This window comes from Acidisoma sp. S159 (assembly GCF_009766125.1).
GTDB lineage: Bacteria > Pseudomonadota > Alphaproteobacteria > Acetobacterales > Acetobacteraceae > Acidisoma.
Genome location: NZ_LMUG01000045.1, coordinates 226,020 through 247,401 on the forward strand (window position 1 = coordinate 226,020; position 21,382 = coordinate 247,401).

A 21,382-nucleotide genomic window follows, 5' to 3' on the forward strand; every position below is an offset into this window, starting at 1 on the left:
TAAGCTATCGCTGTCGGTGTCGCGCCCCGGGGCAGGCGGTGGCTGGCTGTTCAGGGGCAAGCCGGCGCGGCCGCTCAAGGCAGCAGGATGGTGCTGCCTGTCGTGCTGCGGGATTCGAGGGCGCGATGGGCGTCGGCCGCGTCCTTAAGGGCGAAGCGCTGGCCGATCCGCACCTTGACCGCGCCACTACGGATCGCCCCGAAAACGGCGGTCGCGGCTTGGTCGAGGTCCTCCCGCTTCGCGGTATAGGTCGCCAGGCTCGGTCGGGTGAGAAAAAGGCTGCCCTTGGCGCCCAGAGTCGCGATTTCCAGCGGCGGAACCGGGCCGGAGGCGCTGCCATAGCTCACCATCATGCCGAGCGGCGCCAGACAGTCGAGGCTCGCGAGAAAGGTGTCCCGCCCCACGCTGTCATAGACCACGGGCACCATCGCGCCTTCCGTCATCGCCTTGACGCGGGCGGGCAGGTCCTCAGTGGTCAGGATGATATCGGTCGCGCCATGCGCTCGAGCAAGTTCGCCTTTCTCGGCCGTCGAGACGACGCCGATGACATTCGCGCCGAGATAGCGCGCCCATTCGCAAAGAACGAGCCCGACGCCGCCCGCCGCGGCATGCACCAGGATCGTGACCCCCGGGGTCACGCGAAAGGTGCGATGGATCAGGTAGTAGGAGGTCATGCCCGCCATCATCATGGCTGCGCCATCGTCGAAGCTGATGTCGTCCGGTAGCCGAACCAGGCGGTCCGCCGGCATGACCCGCCGCTCAGCGTAGGCGCCAAGCGGGGGCGACGAATAGGCGACGCGATCCCCGGCGGCGAGAGACGTGACGCCCGCGCCCACCGCAAGAACGGTACCAGCCGCCTCGATGCCGGGCGTGGCAGGCAAGGGCATCTTGTAGAGGCCGCTGCGAAAATAGACGTCGATGAAGTTGAGACCGATGGCGACGTGTTTGATCAGAACCTGGCCGGGTCCCGCCTCCGGCGTGGGCACCTGTTCCCAGACCAGCACTTCGGGGCCACCGGCCTCGTGCATACGGATGGCATAGCTCATGTAGGCATCCTAGTAGCCGCCGCAAGCTGGGCGGAAATACGCGGCGCCGGCACCGCCACCCCCTCCAGCGCCAGAAGATGGCGCTTCGTCTCAAGCCCCTCGCCGGCACTGTAGCCACCGATCGCGACGCGGCCGGCGACCGCCGAGAGCACGCGGTGGCAGGGGATGAGGATCGGGATAGGGTTATTGGCCATGGCGCCACCGATCGATCGCGCGGAGCCGCCGGACCGTATTGCCAACTCCCGGTAGCTCAAGGTCTCACCCCATGCGAGGCGGCGCAACTCTTCCCAGACGCGGCGGCGATAAGGCGTGCCATGGGGCGCGACCGGCAGGCTCATCTTGAGCCTTTCGCCATCGAAATAACGCTGCAGCCAGTCCCGCGCCGTCAGCAGCAGTGGCGTTGCCGTTTGGTCTCTGCCCCAGCCCCAATCGAGCGCGACGATGGCACCATCCTCTTCGGAAAGGGTGATCGCGCCGATCGGCGTGTGCAGCGACAGTTGCGGCAAAGCCCGATCCTCGCGGTGGCTTGTCATGCCAATCCTCCGTGCCGCGCCTGTCAAGCGGCATCACGGGGCGTAGACGGATGGAGCAGAGCAGCGAGAGCGGCGGCGGTATCGACCGGCAGTGAGCAGACGCCGCCTCGGCACAGGACCGCGCTCGGAACGCTTCGGCCTTTCAGGGCGGCGGAGGCGGCGTCCGGCGAGCGACCAGGCTTGTCACTTGGCGAGATATGCAGAACGAGAAGGGATGGATCGCCGGTTTTCGCGGCGGCCATGAGGAAAGGCGCGGCCTCAGCCGGGTCACGCGCGGTCACGACGACGAGCCCGCCATGTTCGAGAGTGTCGGCGGCCTGGAGCAGCCCCGGCATATTCGGGAAGCGCGCCGGCGTGCCGCTGAAGGCACGGATGAGGCGGTCGCAGCGGTCGCGAAAGCGAGGCTCGCCGGTCAGGTGGAACAGTCGGGCGAGCGCATCCGCGAAGAGACCGCTCCCCGAGGGCACCGCCTGGTCTAGCGCACCACGGGGGCGTCCCGCGGCCGCTGGCAGGTCGGTGGCATCCGCTGCCGTGGTGAAGACCGAACCATCCTCGCTGCCGAACCACCGGTCGATGACTGCGACAAGGTTTTCGGCTTCCTCCAGGAACCGTGCGTCGCCACCTGCCTGGTAGAGCGCGAGCGCGGCACCGGCCATGGCACTCTGATCGTCGAGAAGTCCGGCAGCTCCCGGTTGGTTTTGTCTCCAACTATGGAGATATCGGCCATCGGACTGCCTCATGTGGCGTTGGAGAAAGGCGTAACTGGCTTCGGCGAGGTCCAGCCAGTCGGGCTCGTCGAAGACCCTTGCGGCGCGGCAAAGGCCGGTGATCGCGAGCGCGTTCCAATCGGTTAGAACCTTGTCGTCGAGTGCCGGCCGAGGCCTTCTGGCGCGGAGGCGGAACAGGGTTTTGCGGGATGCGGCGAGGCTGGCCGCCTCGACGGGATCGGAAATGGCGCGCAGGCGGCGGAGGATTGTGTGGCCCTCCCAGTTGCCGCCTGGGGTGACGTCATAGACAGCTTTCAGCATCGGGCTCGCCACACCAAGCGCCGCGTCGATCTCAGCCTCGCGCCAGACATAGAAGGTACCCTCATGGCCTTCGGAATCGGCATCCTCGGAAGCCGCGAAAGCGCGACCTCCCGCCTCATCCGCGATGGCCATGTCGCGTGTGAGCCAGGCGACGATCCCCCCAGCGGCTTCGCGATAGGCAGGGTCTGGACGGTCGGCCTCGGCGAGTGCCAGCAATTCGAGGAGCTGACCGTTGTCATAAAGCATCTTTTCAAAATGCGGCGCGAGCCATTCGGCATCGGTCGAATAACGCGCGAAGCCACCGCCGAGGTGGTCGTGGATGCCGCCATCGGCCATGCGCCGCAGCAGGAGGTGAAGCGCCGGGCGACCAGCAGCTACAGCGGGGTCTCGGGCGGCGTGGTGCAAGGCGTTCTGCCAGAGGAAACGGAAGATCGGCGGATTGGGGAATTTGGGCGCGCCGCGCATCCCTCCGCCCGTCATATCCACCAGGCCGAGAAGCCGATGCGCGGAGTCGTCGATGAGGCTCTGCGGGATGCCGTCACCAGGATCGCTCGCGACGCTGTTCTGCAAGGCGCGGGACAGGCCCTGGCGATTCTTGGTGACCGCTTCGGCGCCTTCAGCCCAGGCGGCGGCGATGGCCTCCAGCACTTGCGGGAAGGAAGGGCGGCCGTAGCGTGGCGTTGGAGGGAAGTAAGTGCCGCCCCAGAAAGGATCGCCCTCGGGGGTGAGGAACATGGTCAGCGGCCAGCCACCCTGTTCGCCGAGGGCATGCAAGGCCGTCATGTAAATACCGTCGATGTCCGGCCGCTCTTCGCGATCCACCTTCACCGGGACGAACAGCCGGTTCATCAAGGCCGCGATTTCCGGGTTCTCGAAACTTTCATGGGCCATGACATGGCACCAGTGGCAGGCGGCATAGCCTATCGAGAGCAGGATCGGGCGGTTGGTCTCCCGCGCCTCCGCCAGAGCCTTGGCCCCCCAGGGGCGCCAGGCGACCGGATTGTCGGCGTGCTGCAGGAGGTAGGGGGACGTCTCGTGCCGGAGGAGATTCTCGCTGGTGGTCATCGCGCGTTCCCTCCAAGAGGCGGTCTTGCCCCATTGTTGCTGGCGGTGGAGATAGGGTGGCAAGGCGATCGGCGCCACCCGAGGAGAGATCATGACAGAGACCGCCCAAGAGGCGACGCCCTACTTCGAGGCGCATCTTTTCGTTTGTTGCAATCGGCGACCCGAGGGTCATCATCGCGGTTCCTGTGCGGCCCGCGGCTCCGAGAAACTGCGCGATTATATGAAGGCGAGGGTCAAGGAAGCCGGGATCCCGCATAGCCGTGTGAATCTGGCGGGTTGCCTGGATCGCTGTGAAGAAGGGCCGTGCCTTGTGATCTACCCGGCGGGGATCTGGTACCGCATCGAAACGCGCGAGGATGTCGACGCCATCATCGAGCAGCATCTCATCCTTGGTCACCCGGTAGAGGCGCTGCGCTTGCCGGGCAGAGCAGATTGAGCCGGACGCCGCGATGCGGACGATTTTCGCGCCAATGACGCTGGCGGGTCGCTCCGCCGTTTCCGCAATAAGGCTAAGCGGGCCGGGCGCCGGCGAGATCCTCGCTGCGCTGGGTGGCAGCCTGCCGCCGCCGCGGCGCGCGAGCCTGCGCCGGTTACGCGATGCGGCGGGCGAGACGCTGGACCGGGCGATGGTCATCTGGATGCCGGGGCCGCACAGCTATACGGGTGAGGATGCGGCAGAGCTGCATCTGCATGGCGGCCGCGCGGTGCTCGAGGCCGTTGCCGATTCTTTGGCCGCCGCTGGGGCAGCCTTCGCGGAACCGGGCGAGTTCAGCCGCCGCGCCTTCCTCAATGGGCGCCTCGATTTGCTACAGGCTGAAGCGATCAGTGATTTGGTCGAAGCGGAGACCGCCGGGCAACGCCGCCAGGCGCTTCGTCAGCTGGAGGGCGGTCTTGGTCTGATCTACGCGGATTGGTCGGAGCGGCTCGCGACGATCCTCGCGCATCAGGAGGCTTTGATCGATTTCCCGGACGAGGATCTGCCTCCGGAGGTCGAGGCCGCACTGCTGGGGGAAATCAAGGCATTGCGTGAGGCGACCGGGCAGCATCTCGCTACGGCGCTGGCCGGCGAGAGGATGCGGGAAGGTCTCGTCTTCGTGGTGCAGGGCCCGCCCAATGCGGGGAAGTCGACCTTGGTCAATGCGCTGGCCGGCCGTGAGGTAGCGATCGTTGCCGCGAGCCCGGGGACGACGCGTGACGTGCTCGAGGTTTCGATGGTGATTGGTGAGGCGCCGGTCACCCTGATCGATACGGCGGGGTTGCGAGAGACCTCGGACCCAGTTGAGGCGGAGGGTGTGAGGCGCGCGCGCGTCAAGGTCGCTGACGCCGACCTCGTGTTGCGGCTGATCGATCCTTTGACAGCGTCCGCTTCGGCGCTGGAGATACAGAATCGGCTGGCAGTAGAGGGGGCTGGTGCAAGCCTCGTGATTGGCACGAAGAGCGACCTCGCCGTTGCAGCAGGCGCGATTGATCTTGCGGTGAGCGCCCGGACAGGCGACGGCATGGCGGCACTCCGCGAACGGCTGGCACGCATCGCGCGTGCGATGACGACCTCCGCCGGGCCGGCGCCGCTGACAAGGCAGCGACACCGGCTTCTGGTCGCCGAGGCACATGAGAGGCTGTCCTCCGCTCTCAGGGAAACCGCGCCGGAGCTACGTGCTGAAGACTTGCGCGGCGCGCTCCTGGCATTCGGCGGTTTGACCGGAAAGATCGGTGTCGAGCAGCTTCTCGACCGCATCTTTGGCAACTTCTGCATCGGGAAGTAGCGCCGCCGTCTCCGGAGGGCTAAGACCGCGCGATGCGACAAGATGACTCTTCCCCCCGCGCCGGAGTAGGCGAGAGCTATGACGTGATCGTCGTGGGCGGTGGTCATGCCGGCTGCGAGGCGGCGGCGGCGGCGGCCCGCATGGGGGCGCGCACGCTGCTGCTAACCCACCGCATCGAGACGATCGGCGCGCTTTCCTGCAACCCGGCGATAGGCGGCATCGGCAAGGGCCATCTGGTGCGCGAGATCGACGCGCTAGATGGGCTGATGGCGCGCGCGGCGGATATGGCGGGCATTCATTTCAAGGTTCTCAATCGCAGCAAGGGTCCGGCGGTTCGCGGCCCGCGCGCCCAGATGGATCGGGCAGTCTATCGCCAGGCGATGAGTGGCCTGCTGGCGGCGCAGCCTGGATTGACGATCCTGGCCGGGGAGGTCGCTGATCTCAGCCTGTCCTCCGATGGACGTATTGCGGGCATCGTCACGGCGGATGGCCGCTGCTTTCGCTGCGGAGCGGCGGTGCTGACCACGGGCACCTTCCTGAACGGCATGATCCATATCGGCTCCAAACACGCCGCCGGGGGACGTGTTGGCGAGGCCGCGGTATTGCCGCTCGCCAAGCGGCTGCGCGGGCTGGGTCTTCCGATTGGGCGCCTTAAGACCGGCACGCCTCCGCGGTTGAGCCGGGCCAGCATTGATTGGGAGAGGCTGCCGGAGGATAGGAGCGAGGACCCGCCGGAGCCCTTCAGCAGCCTGGCGTTGTCGCTCACCAATACGCTCATCAGCTGTCGGGTGACGGGTACGACGCCGGAGACCCATGCGGTAATCCGCGCACATCTTCATGAATCTGCTGTCTATGGCGGCCATTTGTCAGGTCGTGGCCCGCGCTACTGCCCCTCGGTCGAGGATAAGATCCATCGCTTCCCCGATCGGGAGCGGCATCAGATTTTTCTTGAGCCTGAGGGGCTGCCGGGCAATCCGGATGGCGGAACCGTTTATCCCAACGGGATATCGACGAGCCTGCCCGAGAGTGTTCAGAAGGAAATGCTTCGGACGATTCCCGGTCTTGAACGCGCCGAAATTCAGCGCCCTGGCTATGCCATTGAGTATGACTATGTCGACCCCTTGGCGCTTGACCCAACGCTGGAGCTCCGCGCGCTCCCCGGGCTGTTCCTGGCGGGGCAAATCAACGGCACCACCGGCTATGAAGAGGCGGCGGGACAGGGGGTGCTGGCCGGGCTCAACGCGGCTCGACTTGCGGGCGGTGGAGATACGATCCTGATCGACCGCTCCGTAGCTTATATCGGCGTCATGGTGGATGATCTGACGACCCAGGGCGTCGCCGAGCCGTATCGGATGTTCACCTCGCGCTCCGAATATCGGTTGAGCTTGCGGGCGGATAACGCGGATCTGCGCCTCACGGGGAGAGCCCTGGCCTGGGGCTGCCTCGGGACCGAGCGAGCAACGGCCTTCGCCCGCTATGCGGTGGCCCTCGACGCGGCGAGGGCGATGCTGAGCCAGCAAATCCACTCGCCAACGGCGTTGGCGAGGGTCGGTGTCGCCGTACGGGCCGACGGGCGTGCGCGCAGCCTCTTCGAGATCATGGGCAATCCTGACCTCCCTGCTGAAGCATTGGATCGTGCCTTCCCGGAAATCGCGGCGCTCGGCCCCCGGATCCGCGCGACGATCGAGACTGAGGCGCGATACGCGGTCTATCTGGCGCGGCAATCGGCCGAAATCCATAGCTTCCGCAGGGAGGAGGCGGTCGCGATCCCGCCCGGCCTAGATTTCGCGACACTTGGTGGATTGTCCGCGGAAATGCGCGACAAGCTTGTGCGGGCCCAGCCTGCTTCGCTTGGCGCCGCCTCACGGATCCAAGGTATAACCCCCGCGGCCATGGTGGCGATCCTGGCGGGGTTGCGCCGCGCAGACCCGGTTGTTTCACGTGAAACATAATAGCGTGCCGATGGCGGACTCCTCACTGCGCGCGCGTATCGAGCCCCTCGTCGATCTCGTGGAGCGGTGGAACGATACCGTACGACTCGTAAGTCGCAGGGATATTCCGGAGCTTTGGCGGCGGCATGTCGAGGACTCTCTGCAACTTCTTCCCTTCGTGCCGCCTGAGGTGAGACGAGCCATCGATCTCGGCTCCGGCGCGGGCTTTCCCGGGCTCATTGTCTCGGTCGCATTGGGTCTCCATGTCGATCTAGTGGAAGCTGACCAACGCAAGGCCGCCTTCCTCCGCGAGGCGATCCATCGTCTCGGAGCCGATGCCACCGTGCATGCGGAGCGAATCGAAGGTCTCGCCATCCCGCCCGCGGAGCTCGTTACCGCCCGCGCACTCTCTGCCTTGCCCCAGCTTTGTGGCTACGCAGCCCCCCTCCTCGCCGCTGGAGGCCTATGCCTGTTCCTGAAGGGCGCGGGCGTCGAGGCGGAGATCCAAGCCGCCGAGGCCGCATGGCACATGACGGTCCAAAGCTTTCCGAGCCGTACTGATCCCTCGGGCAGGATACTCGCGATCACCGATCTGCGGTCCAAGAAAGAGCGTGGGGCATGAGTCTTTCCGCGCGGGCGCGCGCCCTGATCGAGGCCGACCGATCCGAGGTCGTAGCCGATGCGAAAACAAAAACTCCCCCGGCCCATCAAGAAACGCGGGTTATCGCCATCGCCAATCAGAAAGGCGGCGTCGGCAAGACGACGACGGCAATCAATCTCGCCACAGCCCTGGCCGCGCGGGGCCGTTCGGTGCTGCTGGTTGATCTCGACCCCCAGGGGAATGCCTCGACAGGTCTTGGCCTGGACCAAGCCGCGCGCCGCCGCGGCATCTTCGCGGTGCTCGCCGAGGGCCTCCCCGCTGTGGAAGCGCTTGTGCCGACCGCCGTGCCAGGGCTCTCGCTCTTGCCGGCCGAAGCCGACCTCGCGGGTGCGGAAATCGCTCTTGTTGGTCTCGACTATCGCGAAAAGCGGCTTCAGAAGGCCTTGGCGGCAGAGGAGAGGCCCTTTACCGACTACGTGATCATCGATTGCCCCCCTAGCCTCGGCCTCCTCACCTTGAACGCGCTCGTCGCCGCGCGTCACGTCCTGATCCCACTGCAATGCGAGTTCTTCGCCCTCGAAGGCGTTAGCCAGATCACCCAGACAATTGAGGGGGTGCGGCGGCGGCTCAACCCGCAACTCGAGCTCCTCGGCATCGTGCTGACGATGTTCGACCGCCGTAACAATCTCTCGGAACTCGTGGCGCAGGATGTTCGCCGGTTCTTTGGGAAACAGGTCTATGAGACCATGATTCCAAGGAATGTCCGGGTGTCCGAGGCACCGAGCCATGGCAAGCCGGTGCTGCTCTATGATCTCAGGTCCCCCGGTGCCCAGGCCTATATACGGCTCGCCGCGGAACTTGCGGAACGGCTGGAGACGACCCAGGAGAAGCCTCGTGATCGAGTCCGGCCATGAATAGACGCCGTGAAGCCCCTCGCCTTGGACGAGGCCTCGCCATGCTGATGGGCGACAGCGCGGCGTCGGCGCCGGACAGCGTCATCCAGGTCATCCCCATCGACCTTCTGGCGCCCGGGCCTTTCCAGCCACGCCGGCAGATCGATCCCGCCGAACTCGCCGAACTCGCGGCGTCCATCCGCGAACAAGGCGTGCTACAACCGGTCCTGGCCCGTCCGACCCCTGGCGAGGACGGCAAGTTCCAGATCATCGCGGGGGAAAGACGCTGGCGTGCCGCGCAACAGGCAGGATTGCACGAAATTCCCGCCCTCGTGCTCGCCCTCGACGATCGTGAAGCGATGACGGCCGCTCTCGTCGAGAACTTGCAGCGCGAGAATCTTAACCCGATCGACGAGGCGGAAGGCTACCGCCGGCTCGTCGAGGATTTCGCCCTTACCCAGGAGGTCGTGGCGGATCGCGTGGGGAAGTCGCGCAGCCATGTCGCCAATACCTTGCGGCTCCTCAAGCTTCCAGCGCCGGTGCATCATGAGTTGCGGCGTGGCACGATCAGCGCTGGTCATGCGCGGGCGCTTCTTCTCCACCCGGATCCGGCGCGAGCAACCCTCGCGGTGATCGCCCAGGGCCTCAACGTGCGGCAGACCGAGGCGCTGAGCAGCCGCAAGGACCCGACACCCGCAGGCGAACCACGTCCCAAAGATCCGGATACGCTCTCGCTCGAACGCGATCTGACCGAAAAGCTCGGACTCGCGGTCGATATCAGGCGGCGTGGAAGGGGTGGCAGCATCGCACTCCGCTACGATACTCTGGAGCAGCTGGAAGGCATCGTCCTGCTGCTGACCCGCGTCTGAGTCGCCCGGAGATATCGTGATCCACTACGCTTTGCAGTGCCCCAACAATCACCGGTTCGACGGCTGGTTCAATAGCAGCGCGGGCTTTGAAACTCAGGCGGCGACCGGCTTGGTCGCCTGCCCGAACTGCGGCGATACAGGGATTACACGAGCACTGATGTCGCCTGCCCTCGCTAACAAGGCAGCGCGGCCTGCGGCACCTCCGTCCAGAGAGCCAGGCTCGGCCGTGACACCAGCGAATGAACCCGTGCACCCGACCTCACAGCCCGTTGCCTTGCCGGAAGGCCGGATGCCGGACGAAATGCGGGCGGCACTGCAGCGGATGCGTCGTGAGATCGAAACCAAATTCGACTATGTCGGCCCAGGTTTTGCTTCCGAGGCGCGACGCATTCAGTCTGGAGAGACGCCACCCCGCGCGATTTATGGTGAGGCAACGTCGGACGAACGGGAATCTTTGGCCGAAGAGGGAATCGCTTTTGCCAGCCTCCCCTGGGTCGAGCGAGCGGATAGCTGAAGGCTGGAGCTTTTAACAATGGAAGTGGTTCGGAAGAAGCTCTAGCTCTCTATTTTTGGCGAGCATCTTCTACCCGACCGAAGAGCAAGGTCGAGCAGATGATGCTCTAGACCGTTATTCCTTTTTCGCGCGCCCAGCTCGCCAATGGCTCGCGCAGACTTGCGGCGCCTGCATGCCGGTCACGAATCGCCTGCAAGACGGAGGTGAAAGCTCGCAGGTCGGCGCGGCGCAGTGTGGCCTTCACCCGCAACAGCGAGGACGGCGCCATCGAGAGCGTGCGGAAACCGATTGCCGCCAAAACCAATGCATCCATCGGGCGTCCCGCGGCCTCGCCGCAGAAGGATAAAGGCACGCCCGCGGCCGAGGCGGCCTGCACAATCGACTCCAATACATCGAGCACCGGCTCGGAGATGAGGTCGTAGCGCCCCGCGAGATTGGGCGTGCCGCGATCGGCGGCGAAGAGGAATTGCAGCAGGTCGTTCGATCCGACCGAGACGAAATCGGCCTCGCGCATTAAAGCTGGAAGCTGCCAGAGCAGGGCTGGGATCTCCAGCATCGTTCCAGCCGAAATGCGCGCGGGCACTACGCTCGCCCGCGCCAATTCAGCGTCCAGCAATGACCGTGCTGCGCGGAACTCGCTGATCGTCGCGACCATCGGAAACATGATGGAGAGCGGACGTCCCTGGGCCGCCTTGATTAGCGCTCGAAGCTGGCGTCGCATTGTAGAGGGCCGGTCGAGGCCGACGCGCAACGACCGCCAGCCCATGGCCGGATTTTCGCTCGTCGGTACATCGGCGCCGGCCAGGAGCTTGTCCCCACCAAGGTCGAGGGTTCTGAACAGCACCGGACGATCGCCCATGTGATCAAGCACGCGGCTGTATTCAGCTATCTGGTTGCGGAAAGAGCGCTCGCTCGGCAGTTCCATGCCTGACGCCTCACCGCTGGACCGCGACTGGCTTGGCTGACTCTGCGCCAATTGAGCGATCTCGGTGCGGTAGAGGCCAATGCCGGCGGCACCCGTCGCTTCAATCTGGGGCAGTTCCAAGGGCAGCCCCAGATTGAGCAGCAGGGACAACGCCACCCCGTCCTTGGTGACCGTTGGCTTCTGCACGAGTGCGGCTGACCCCACCTCGCCCGAGCGGGTGGCGGATACGGCACTCGCATAAGCCTGCCGAACCGAATCCTCAGGACGCAGGATGAAGAGCCCCTCCTCGGTATCGAGGATCGCATCATCCCCATCGCGCGCCGCGTCCATGACGCCCCGCACATCGGACAGCGCCGGTAACCCCATGGAACGCGCGAGGATCGCCGCATGGCCCGCGGCGCTGCCCTCCTCCAGCACGAAAGCGGCAATGCCGCGGCGATGCCAGTCGAGCAGTTCGGCCGGTCCCAGCCGGCGGGCGACGAGAATTGCCCCCACGACATCGCCGCGATTGGCATTCCGCTCTACCCCGCCATCCACCAGGCCGAGTTGCGTCATGAGGCGATTGCCGAGATCCTCGATATCGACAAGCCGCTCCCGCAGGTACGGATCGGCGATGCGGCGCATGCGGTCGCGCAGCTCAGTCATGATCCGCATAACCGCCGCCTCGGCCGAAAGGCCGGTGTCGATCAGCGCCGCGACCCGCTTGAGCCAGCCGCCATCCATGGCGATGAGGCGATAGGCGGCGAGAATGTCGTTGGCGTGGCCATCAGTCGCGCTGCCGATCAGCTCGTCGAGACCACTCTGCACGCGTTCGCTGGCGGCAATCAGGCGCAATTGCTCTTCGGCTGGATCGGCGGCCAGCAATTGGCGCTTCGACAGATAGGCGTCGAGCCGCACCACAGCTCCGATGACGACGCCATCCGCCAGCGCGAGACCCTGGAACCGCCGAGGCAAGGCATCGCCGAACCCCTCGCCCCGAATCTCGATCGCACCCTGCGCCGCCAGCATCTCGGCCAGCAGCATGGCGACCGTCTCCAGCGCCTCCATCTCCAAATCGGTGAATTCGCGCTGCAAGCGGCTTTGGATAGTCAGCACGCCGATGATATGGCCGGATCGCCGTATGGGGAGCGCCACCAGCGAGGCAAATGCCTCCTCGCCCGTCTCCGGGCGGTGCGCGAAAGCGTGATGCTCGCGCGCGTCGGTGAGATTGAGCGCGCTGCCCATGGCGGCGACAAGGCCGACGATACCCTCGCCGACCCGCATCCTGGTGCGGCCTACGGACCCCGGCTCCAGGCCGTAGGTGGCGGCGAGTTCGAGGAGTTCTCCCGGCCGGATCACATAGAGCGAGCAAACCTCGCAGGCCATTTCGACGGCCACGAGGGCGACGAGCTTCGGCAAGGGCGTGGTGCCCTGGGCCAGGCTCTCCCGCAGCCGCGCGAATAACCTGCGCGATGCGGTGATGGCAGTATCAGACCGCGTTGCGTTGTCCATGTCCGGCCAGCACAAACTCGGCTTGGGCCAATAGGCGCGCAATCACCTCGGCGACTGGCAGTTCCTCGCGAACGAGCCCCACGGATTGGCCGGCCATGACGGAACCTTCGTCGATATCGCCGTCGATCACCGCGCGGCGGAGGGCGCCGGCCCAGAAATGTTCGATCGAAAGCTGCGCTTCCTCGCGGGTTGTTTCCCCCGCCTGAAAACGCCGCGAGGTGTCCGCCTGATGCGCCATGAAGCGCCGTGTTCCCGCATTGACGAGGCCCCGCACAGGGATCACCGGAAAGCGCTCATCGAGCTGCACGGAGGGTAGCGCATCCCGTGCATTCGCCCCGAAGAACGCCTTCTTGAAGCGCGGGTGAGCGATGCTCTCATGCGTTGCGGCGAAAAGCGTGCCGAGCTGGGCACCCGCCGCGCCCATTTGCAGAAGGCCAACGATCGCGTCGCCTCGGCAGAGGCCCCCGGCGACGAAGACCGGCACCTGGGTGATCTCCGGTAAGATCTCCTGCGCCAGGACCATGAGCGAGACCGGGCCGATATGCCCGCCCGCCTCGGAGCCCTCGATCACCAGCGCATCCGCACCGAGGCGTACGAGGCGCTTGGCGAGGACCAAGGCCGGGGCGAAGCAGATCAGCCTGGCGCCGCCATCCTTCACCGTCCGCACCGCGCCACCGCTCGGCACACCGCCCGCCAGCACGACATGACCGACACCGGCGCGGATGCAGACAGCGATGAGATCGTCCAGCGCCGGATGCATGGTGATGAGGTTCACGCCAAAAGGCTTGTCCGTCAGCGCCTGCGTCGCTGCGATTTCTTGTTCGAGCAAAGCGGGTGGCATCGAGCCGCAAGCGATCACACCGAAGCCGCCGGCATTCGAGATCGCGGAGACCAGGTTGCGCTCGCTGACCCAGCTCATCGCGCCGCCCATGATGGCATAACGCGTGCCAAGGAAAGCCGCGCCGCGGCTGCACAGAGACGCCAGCGCCGGCGACAATGCGGGCCCGGCCTCGTTCAGCACCGGCGTGACGGCGGCGTCCAGGACGGGGAGATCAGGCGGCATCGAGACCATACGCCGTATGCAGCGAGCGCACCGCGAGTTCCGTGTAGTCAGCCGCGATCAGAATACTTACCTTTATTTCGCTTGTGGAAATGACTTGGATATTGATCCCCTTCTCCGCCAGCGTCTTGAACATCCGGCTCGCGATACCCGCATGGCTGCGCATGCCGATGCCGACGACGCTGATCTTAGCGACGTTTGTATCAGCCAGGATCTCCCAATAGCCGATCTCCTGCCGTGCGTGAGACAACGCCTCCTGAGCGCGCGGCAAATCCGAGCGGCCGACGGTAAAGGTCATGTCCGTCGTGCCATCTTCCGCGACGTTCTGCACGATCATATCGACATTGACGTTGGCCGAAGCGAGCGCGCCGAATACCGCGGCGGCGATGCCCGGACGATCCGGAACCCGGCGTACCGTCAGCTTCGCCTCGTCGCGCGAATAGGCAATCCCGGTAACGACTTCCTTCTCCACGATCTCTTCCTCGTCAACGACCAGCGTGCCCGGACGATCCTCGAAACTCGACAGGACCTGGACCCGCACCTTTTCCTTCATCGCAAGTTCCACGCTGCGTGTCTGCAAAACCTTGGCGCCGACAGAAGCGAGTTCGAGCATTTCCTCGTAGGAGATGCGTGACAGTTTCCGCGCCTTGGCGACGATGCGCGGGTCGGTGGTATAGACGCCGTCAACATCCGTATAGATGTCGCAGCGATCCGCGCCCAGCGCCGCGGCCAATGCGACCGCCGATGTGTCCGATCCGCCACGGCCCAATGTCGTTATGCGATGGTCAGGGCCGAGACCCTGGAACCCCGCGACCACGGCAACCTGGCCGAGACCCATGCGGCGGATAAGCTCGGCGCCGTCGATTGACGCGATGCGCGCCTTGCCATGCGCGCCATCCGTCTGGATTGGCACCTGCCACCCGGCCCAGGACCGTGCCTCGACGCCGAGATCCTGCAAGGCGATGGCGAGCAAGCCCGTGGTGATCTGCTCGCCCGTCGCGAGAACGACGTCGTATTCCCGCGCGTCGTGCAGCGGCGACAGGCTTTGGCACCAGGAGACGAGCTGGTTTGTGGTGCCCGACATAGCGGAGACCACGACGGCGACCTGATGACCGGCCTCGACCTCGCGCTGCACCCGGCGGGCGACGTTGCGGATACGGTCGAGATCGGCGACGGAGGTACCGCCGAACTTCATGACGATGCGGGCCATAAGTCCTTCCAGGATGTGCGCCCATGCCAGTTTGCTTGAGCGATGCGAGATCTAGCCGCCGTGCCACGGGCACGCTTAAGATACCGCCAGCGCCGCAGCGCGGCGGCCTTGCGGCGGCACACATAGCCGCGCGGCCGGACGGGAGCAATCATGCAAGAGAGCGGTACGATTTCTGAGACCGAAATCGCGCAGTTTGACAAATTAGCGGCCGAATGGTGGGCCCCTCGGGGGCCAATGCGCGCATTACACGAAATGAACCCTCTTCGCGCAACCTGGATCGTGGATCGCGTAAACCGCCATGGCATGGTGCCCGGCACGCTGCTCGATGTTGGCTGCGGCGCGGGCTTATTGGCGGAGGCCTTGGCGGCGAAGGGCATTCCGGTGCTCGGCCTGGATGCGGCACCCGCCGCCATCGCCGCGGCTCAAGCCCATGCCGAGGGACGGGACCTGCGTCTGAGCTACCGCCTCGGGCGCGTCGAGGAACTGGTGGCGGAGGGGCAGCGCTTTCCCGTCGTCACGGCGCTGGAGGTGATCGAGCATGTGCCGGACGCTGAGGCCTTCGTCGCGGCGCTTGCGGACCTTGTAGTTCCGGGCGGCCTTCTTTTCGTTTCCACGATGAACCGCAGCCTGCGCGCGCTGCTCACCGCCAAGATCGGCGCGGAATACGTCGTGAGGCTGCTCCCGCGCGGCACGCATGACTGGCGGCGTTTCGTCCCGCCTAAGCGCTTGGCGGCCATGCTTCACACGGCGGGGCTGCGCGTTACCGATAGCGCCGGGCTGAGCTTCGACCCGATGCGCGGCCGATGGCGCGAAAGCCGGGATCTGTCCGTCAATTACATAATGGCGGCCGCGAAATAGACCTCACGCGGCTTTGCGAGCCGCATAGGACGCGCGCAGCGCGGTTTCCGTCTAAATTGCCCCGAGCGATTGACACAGCCCGAACCAGCGCGGGAGAGTCAGACAAAATCCACGATCTGTCTGCCAGGGGAAAACGCATGCCAAGCATAGTCTCAAACGCAACAAGGATCGTGGCGTGAACCGAATCATTAACGACCCCGAGCAGGTGGCCGATGAAGCCATCCATGGCGTGGTCGCGGCTTTCCCCGAGATCCTCGAGAAAACCGACAATCCCCGCGTTCTCCGCGCGACACATCGGCGGGGGACGGGCAAGGTTGGCATTGTGACGGGCGGCGGCTCGGGCCATGAGCCTGCCTTCCTGGGCTTCGTCGGTGCCGGGCTGTGCGATGCGGTCGCCTGCGGCGAGATCTTCGCCTCGCCCACCGCCAAGAGCTTCCACGCGGCGTTCAAGGCGGCCGATGCGGGGGCGGGCGTGGCCTGCCTCTATGGCAACTACGCCGGCGACAACATGAATGTGAAGATGGCGGTGAAGCTCGCCGCCAAGGATGGCGTCGAGGTTCGCACTGTCGTCGCCAATGACGATGTGGCTTCCGCCGCGCGGGCGGAGAAGGAGAAGCGGCGCGGCGTGGCGGGTGAGGTCATGATGTGGAAGGCCGCTGGCGGCCTCGCCGATGAGGGTGGCGATCTGGCCCAGGTCATCGCGGTGGCGCAGAAGGCGATCGACAATACCGGCAGCATCGGCATCGGGCTCTCCGCCTGCACCATCCCGGCCGCGGGCAAGCCCAATTTCACTATCGAGCCCGGCATGATGGAAGTCGGCATCGGCCATCACGGTGAGCCTGGCGTCGCTGTGCTTCCGGTCAAGCCGGCGCGCGAGATGGCAGAGCTTATGCTCGACAAGATCATTGAGGATCTGAGTTTCGGGCGTGGCGATGATGTTGCCGTGCTGGTGTCCGGCCTTGGCGCGACGCCGGTGATGGAGCTCTATCTCCTCTACGGCCATATCGACGAGATGCTGAAGGCACGCGGCATCGGCATTCGTCATCGCTACGTCGGCAACTACTTCACCTCGCTGGAGATGATGGGCGCCTCGATCACTGTGACCCGTCTCGATAGCGAGCTGGACCGGCTGCTCGCCAAGCCGGCGCGGTCGATCGGCCTGACGGTGACGGGATGAAGGACATGGACTCTGTAACGCTGAAGGACGCGGGGCCGATCCTGTTCGACCTCACGGCGATCATCGTGCGCGAACAGGGCCGCCTCAGCGAGATCGACGGCCAGACCGGCGATGGCGACCATGGCGTGAACATGGGCAAAGGCTTCCGCATGGCGGGCGAGCGCTTGCAGGCGAAGCCCGGGTTCACCCTGCCGGAGGGTCTGGAAGCGCTCGGCGACACGCTGCTGAGCGATATCGGCGGCTCCATGGGGCCGCTGTATGGCACGTTCTTCACCGACATGGCCGAGGCTTTGAACGGCAGCGATGTGGTGGACGGGCCGCGTTTCTCGGCCATGCTGAAGGCCGGGCTCGACGCGGTGCAGGGCCTGGGCGAGGCCAAGCCCGGCGACAAGACGCTGGTCGATGTCATCGTGCCGGCGCAACAGGCTTTCGATGCGGCGCAAAGCGGCGGCCAGAGCTTCATTCAGTCGCTTGAGGCGATGAAGAAGGCGGCGGCCGAGGGGCTGGAGGCGACGCGCGGGATGGTCGCCAAGGTCGGCCGCGCCAGCCGGCTGGGGGAGCGCTCTCGCGGCACCCTCGATGCCGGCGCGGCTTCCTGCGAAATGATTTTGTCGACGCTGGCGGACGGGCTGATCGCCCGCCTCACGTCGCAACCCCAGGCATAAGGGACGAGCTCCATGAGCGACACGACACGCCGCAACGATCTGCCCGCGATGATGGACGCAGTCGTTGCCTATGCCCCCGGCGACTATCGCTTCGAGAAAGTCGAAGTGCCGCGCGCCGGTCCTGACGACATCATCATCGAGGTCGAGGCGGTCGGCATCTGCGCGGGCGACATCAAATGCTTCCAGGGCGCGCCATCGTTCTGGGGCGACGACAAGGGCCAGCCGGTCTATGTCAAGGCGCCGATGATTCCGGGCCATGAATTTCTCGGCCGCGCGGTCGAGGTCGGTGCCAATATCGAGCGTGAAGGCCGCTTCAAGGTCGGCGACCGGCTGATCTCCGAGCAGATCGTTCCCTGCGAAAAATGCCGCTACTGCCTGCATGGCGAATACTGGATGTGCGAGGTCCATGACCTCTACGGCTTCCAGAACAACGTCAACGGCGCCATGGCGCGCTACATGCGGTTCCCGAAAACCTCCCGCACCTATCACGTGCCCGAGGGCATGGCGCTGGATGCCGCCGCTCTCATCGAGCCCTTCGCTTGTTCGGTCCATGCCGTGAACCGCGCCAAGATCGAGCTCGATGATTTCGTGGTTCTGGCCGGGGCCGGGACTTTAGGGCTCGGTATGGTCGGCGCGGCGCGGCTGAAGAACCCGACTACGCTGGTGGTGCTGGATACCAAGCAGGACCGGCTGGATATCGCCAAGAAATTCGGCGCGGATATCGTGATGAATCCGCTGGAAGTGGATGTCGTCGCAAAAGTCAAGGAGATGACCGGCGGCTATGGCTGCGATGTCTATATCGAGGCGACGGGCCATCCTTCCAGCGTGCGCCAGGGACTTCAGATGATCCGCAAGCTCGGCCGCTTCGTCGAGTTCAGCGTGTTTGGCGAAGAGGTGACGGCCGATTGGAGCATCATCGGCGACCGCAAGCACCTCGATATCTATGGCGCTCATCTTGGGCCCTATTGCTATCCGTTCACGATTGCCGCAATCGCGGATGGGCGTCTGCCGACCGAAGGGGTGGTGACGCATACGCTGCCGCTAAAGGATTTCCAGAAAGGCTTCGACCTCATGAAGAAGGGCGAGAAGTCGATCAAGACGATCCTGATTCCGTCCTGAAGTTTCGCAGGCCGGGCGGCGACGCTCGGCCTGGTTGTTGCGCCTGCCGTCTTGCTCTGTCGCAAAGGCGCGCGGTTCCGTGCGTCAATTCAAAAAAGCAAATGGGAAGAATGTAGATGAGTAATAAAGAAAAAAGCCTGTTCGATGCTTTCGTGCGGCAGGGCCTGGGGCGGCGCGAGCTTTTCGATCGCGCAGCCAAGCTTGGCCTGGGTGCGGCCGCGACGGGTTCGCTGCTGAACGCGATGCAGAGCCGGGCGCTCGCCGCCGATTACGACTGGATGGCCAATAAGGGCCAGACGCTGCGGCTGCTGCTCAACAAGCATCCCTACGCGGATGCCATGCTGCAGAACCTCAAGCATTTCGAGGAGATGACGGGCCTCAAGGTCACCTACGATATCTTCCCGGAGGATGTGTATTTCGACAAGGTCACCGCCGCGCTTTCGAGCAAATCGACGCAGTATGACGTGTTCATGACGGGTGCTTACCAGACCTGGCAGTATGGCCCGGCTGGCTGGCTGGTGGATCTGAACGAATTCATCAAGGACTCCAGCAAGATGGCGCCCAATTACGATTGGGAAGACATCCTGCCGAACCTGCGCAGTTCGACTGCGTGGAGCGGCAAGCCTGGCGAGCCGCTCGGCACCGCCAATGCGAAGCAGTGGGCGCTGCCCTGGGGCTTCGAGATCAACGACGTCAGCTACAACAAGCAGATTTTCGACGCTCAGAAGATCGATCCGCCGAAGAACCTGCCCGATATGATCGAGAAGGGTGCGCAGATCTCCAAGAACGTGCCCGGCGTCTATGGCGTGGGCACCCGCGGCAGCCGCAGCTGGGCGACGATTCACGCGGGCTACCTCTCGGGCTTCACGAATTACGGCGGGCATGATTTCTCGACCGATGGCGGCACGCTGAAGCCGACCATGAACAGCAAGGAAGGCAAGGACTTCACCAAGCAGTGGGTCGATATGCTGCACAAGGCAGGCCCGAAAAACTGGACGCAGTATACCTGGTACGAAGTCGCCAATGACCTCGGGTCGGGCACCTCGGGCATGATCTATGACGCCGACATCATCGGCTTCTTCCAGCAGACGGGCACCAAGGAAGCTGGCCATATCGGCTACGAGGCCTTCACGCCGAACCCCGATGCCAAGGCGCCGACGCCCAACATCTGGATCTGGTCGCTGGCGATGAGCGCGTTTTCGCAGAAGCGCGATGCGAGCTGGCGCTTCATGCAGTGGGCCAGCGGTACCGAGCAGCTGACTTTCGGCGCGACCAAAGCCAATCAGGTCGATCCGGTGCGGCAGTCGGTGTGGAAAGACCCCGATTTCCAGTCGCGGCTCAAGGCGACCTATCCGGGCTTCCTGGAGGAATTCCAGGGTGCCGCGCCGGGCGCCAAGATTTACTTCACGCCGCAGCCTTTGTTCTTCAACGTCACGACCGATTGGGCGGCGGCGCTGCAGAAGATGTATGCCGGGCAGGTCTCGGTGGATGATGGTCTCGACCAGCTCGCCGCCAATATCACTCAGCAGCTGAGCGACGCCGGCATTACCAACTGATACGCCTGGGAAGGGGTCCGCGGTCGCGGGCCCCTTCGCGTTACTTTCTAAGGACCGCGCATGTCGGCAGCCAATTCTTCCGCGACCTCCACGGCGCCCGCGCCGCTTCGCAGCCGAGGGGCGGGCGCGCTGCCCTATATCCTGAGTCTGCCGGCGCTGCTGGTTTGCGTGGGCATCCTTATCCCATTCCTGACGGCGGTCTTCTATTCGCTCGAGCGCTACAACCTGGCCTTTCCGCAGGCGCGGAAATTCATCTGGTTCGGCAATTACGTGAAGCTTGCCTATAGTTCCGAATTCTGGCGCACGGTCGAGGTGTCGCTGCTCTATACGGTCTTTACGGTTGGGTTCGAGTTGCTGATCGGTCTCGGCATCGCGCTGCTGCTGTGGCGGCGGTCCTTTGTCACGAACCTGCTCAATGTCTTGCTGATCCTGCCGCTGATGGTGGCCCCGGCCATCGCGAGCCTGATGTGGAAGCTTATGACGAACGCCAATTTCGGCGTGCTGAGCTACATCGTCACGGTTCTGGGCTTTCCGAATTTCCGCTGGGCGACCTCGCCTTCGTCGGCGTTGTTCACCGTGGTTCTGGTGGATATCTGGGTATACACGCCGTTCATCGCGATCCTTTTGCTGGCGGGTTTGCGCGGGCTGCCGCGACAGCCTTTCGAGGCGGCGGAACTGGATGGCGTGCCGCAGACCTTCGTCTTCTTTCGCATTCTTCTGCCGATGCTGCTGCCATACGTGCTGACGGCGACGCTGTTCCGCATGCTCGACAGCATCCAGCAATTCGACATCATCTATGCGATGACGCAGGGCGGACCGGGCGACACGCTGATGGTGTTCCAGATCCAGTCCTATTTGCAGGCCTTCACCTTCACCAATATCGGCCGCTCCTCCGCGATCCTGATGGTGCTCTGGGCGATCACCTACGTGCTGAGCAAATACTTCATGAGCACCTGGACGCGTCTGCGCGAACGCGCCCATGGGCTGGCTTAGGGTGTTGGTGATGAGTGGGATCCGTTGTGGCCAGGTTGGCCGTCAGGCTCGGCGCAGGCCGAGCATCCACGCCTTGCCTTCGTCG

The 21,382-nt window shown here is 64.8% G+C and carries 19 protein-coding genes; 13 read left to right on the forward strand and 6 right to left on the reverse strand.

What is annotated here, in order from left to right; all coding sequences use genetic code 11:
• Nucleotides 1-74: 74 nt before the first annotated feature.
• From GSQ92_RS14220 to GSQ92_RS14230, 3 genes are read right to left on the reverse strand one after another with little or no spacing between them, the layout of a single operon-like run.
• Entirely contained in the window at nt 75-1,046 is a 972-nt protein-coding gene (locus GSQ92_RS14220) for a quinone oxidoreductase (protein ID WP_158803824.1), read from the reverse strand.
• Complete coding sequence (locus GSQ92_RS14225; protein WP_174246670.1) at nt 1,043-1,552, reverse strand: methylated-DNA--[protein]-cysteine S-methyltransferase; 510 nt, start codon at nt 1,550-1,552, stop codon at nt 1,043-1,045. Before GSQ92_RS14225 ends, GSQ92_RS14220 begins: the two co-directional genes overlap by 4 nt.
• Before the next feature lie 50 nt (nt 1,553-1,602).
• Nucleotides 1,603-3,672, reverse strand: a complete 2,070-nt coding sequence (locus tag GSQ92_RS14230) for a thioredoxin domain-containing protein (protein ID WP_158803826.1) — start codon at nt 3,670-3,672, stop codon at nt 1,603-1,605.
• Between the two features lie 91 nt (nt 3,673-3,763).
• On the opposite strand from GSQ92_RS14230, the gene GSQ92_RS14235 reads away from it, so the two are divergent.
• The 7 genes from GSQ92_RS14235 to GSQ92_RS14265 are packed head-to-tail and all read left to right on the forward strand — an operon-like array spanning nt 3,764 to nt 10,243.
• The gene (locus GSQ92_RS14235) at nt 3,764-4,108 is read left to right on the forward strand and encodes a ferredoxin (RefSeq protein ID WP_158803827.1); all 345 of its coding nucleotides are present in this window, start codon (nt 3,764-3,766) and stop codon (nt 4,106-4,108) included.
• A gap of 13 nt (nt 4,109-4,121) precedes the next feature.
• Nucleotides 4,122-5,435, forward strand: coding sequence for a tRNA uridine-5-carboxymethylaminomethyl(34) synthesis GTPase MnmE (gene mnmE, locus GSQ92_RS14240; protein ID WP_159013624.1), 1,314 nt, complete (start codon nt 4,122-4,124; stop codon nt 5,433-5,435).
• A 32-nt stretch (nt 5,436-5,467) separates the two neighbouring features.
• Nucleotides 5,468-7,387: a tRNA uridine-5-carboxymethylaminomethyl(34) synthesis enzyme MnmG gene (gene mnmG / locus GSQ92_RS14245; RefSeq protein WP_159013625.1), complete on the forward strand. Its 1,920-nt coding sequence runs from the start codon at nt 5,468-5,470 to the stop codon at nt 7,385-7,387.
• Nucleotides 7,377-7,988, forward strand: a complete 612-nt coding sequence (gene rsmG, locus GSQ92_RS14250) for a 16S rRNA (guanine(527)-N(7))-methyltransferase RsmG (RefSeq protein WP_254066625.1) — start codon at nt 7,377-7,379, stop codon at nt 7,986-7,988. Before mnmG ends, rsmG begins: the two co-directional genes overlap by 11 nt.
• Nucleotides 7,985-8,881 carry a ParA family protein gene (locus GSQ92_RS14255; protein ID WP_159013626.1) on the forward strand — a complete coding sequence of 299 codons (897 nt, stop codon included), beginning with the start codon at nt 7,985-7,987 and terminating at the stop codon, nt 8,879-8,881. Before rsmG ends, GSQ92_RS14255 begins: the two co-directional genes overlap by 4 nt.
• On the forward strand, nt 8,878-9,729 hold the full coding sequence (locus GSQ92_RS14260) for a ParB/RepB/Spo0J family partition protein (RefSeq protein WP_158803831.1): 852 nt from the start codon (nt 8,878-8,880) through the stop codon (nt 9,727-9,729). The genes GSQ92_RS14255 and GSQ92_RS14260 overlap by 4 nt, the downstream gene beginning before the upstream one ends.
• 16 nt (nt 9,730-9,745) lie before the next feature.
• Nucleotides 9,746-10,243, forward strand: a complete 498-nt coding sequence (locus tag GSQ92_RS14265; RefSeq protein ID WP_158803832.1) for a DUF1178 family protein — start codon at nt 9,746-9,748, stop codon at nt 10,241-10,243.
• A 106-nt stretch (nt 10,244-10,349) separates the two neighbouring features.
• On the opposite strand, the gene GSQ92_RS14270 is transcribed toward GSQ92_RS14265, so the two are convergent.
• Genes GSQ92_RS14270 through GSQ92_RS14280 form a run of 3 tightly spaced genes read right to left on the reverse strand, consistent with a single transcriptional unit; the run spans nt 10,350 to nt 14,929 of the window.
• On the reverse strand, nt 10,350-12,659 hold the full coding sequence (locus GSQ92_RS14270) for a putative PEP-binding protein (RefSeq protein ID WP_158803833.1): 2,310 nt from the start codon (nt 12,657-12,659) through the stop codon (nt 10,350-10,352).
• A complete protein-coding gene (locus GSQ92_RS14275; RefSeq protein ID WP_158803834.1) occupies nt 12,637-13,722 on the reverse strand; it encodes a nitronate monooxygenase family protein in 1,086 nt (361 codons plus the stop codon). The genes GSQ92_RS14270 and GSQ92_RS14275 overlap by 23 nt, the downstream gene beginning before the upstream one ends.
• The gene (locus tag GSQ92_RS14280) at nt 13,712-14,929 is read right to left on the reverse strand and encodes an aspartate kinase (protein ID WP_158803835.1); all 1,218 of its coding nucleotides are present in this window, start codon (nt 14,927-14,929) and stop codon (nt 13,712-13,714) included. Before GSQ92_RS14280 ends, GSQ92_RS14275 begins: the two co-directional genes overlap by 11 nt.
• Nucleotides 14,930-15,079: 150 nt before the next feature.
• On the opposite strand from GSQ92_RS14280, the gene ubiG reads away from it, so the two are divergent.
• The 6 genes from ubiG to GSQ92_RS14310 all read left to right on the forward strand — a co-directional run bounded on the left by ubiG (nt 15,080) and on the right by GSQ92_RS14310 (nt 21,297).
• Nucleotides 15,080-15,787, forward strand: a complete 708-nt coding sequence (ubiG, locus tag GSQ92_RS14285) for a bifunctional 2-polyprenyl-6-hydroxyphenol methylase/3-demethylubiquinol 3-O-methyltransferase UbiG (RefSeq protein WP_159013627.1) — start codon at nt 15,080-15,082, stop codon at nt 15,785-15,787.
• 175 nt (nt 15,788-15,962) lie between these two features.
• Nucleotides 15,963-16,964, forward strand: a complete 1,002-nt coding sequence (locus GSQ92_RS14290; RefSeq protein WP_158803837.1) for a dihydroxyacetone kinase subunit DhaK — start codon at nt 15,963-15,965, stop codon at nt 16,962-16,964.
• A gap of 5 nt (nt 16,965-16,969) precedes the next feature.
• Complete coding sequence (dhaL, locus tag GSQ92_RS14295; RefSeq protein ID WP_158803838.1) at nt 16,970-17,629, forward strand: dihydroxyacetone kinase subunit DhaL; 660 nt, start codon at nt 16,970-16,972, stop codon at nt 17,627-17,629.
• 12 nt (nt 17,630-17,641) lie between these two features.
• The gene (locus GSQ92_RS14300; RefSeq protein ID WP_216850226.1) at nt 17,642-18,748 is read left to right on the forward strand and encodes an alcohol dehydrogenase catalytic domain-containing protein; all 1,107 of its coding nucleotides are present in this window, start codon (nt 17,642-17,644) and stop codon (nt 18,746-18,748) included.
• Between the two features lie 116 nt (nt 18,749-18,864).
• Nucleotides 18,865-20,304, forward strand: a complete 1,440-nt coding sequence (locus GSQ92_RS14305; protein ID WP_158803839.1) for an extracellular solute-binding protein — start codon at nt 18,865-18,867, stop codon at nt 20,302-20,304.
• A 60-nt stretch (nt 20,305-20,364) separates the two neighbouring features.
• A complete protein-coding gene (locus GSQ92_RS14310; protein WP_158806136.1) occupies nt 20,365-21,297 on the forward strand; it encodes a carbohydrate ABC transporter permease in 933 nt (310 codons plus the stop codon).
• Nucleotides 21,298-21,382 lie beyond the last annotated feature (85 nt).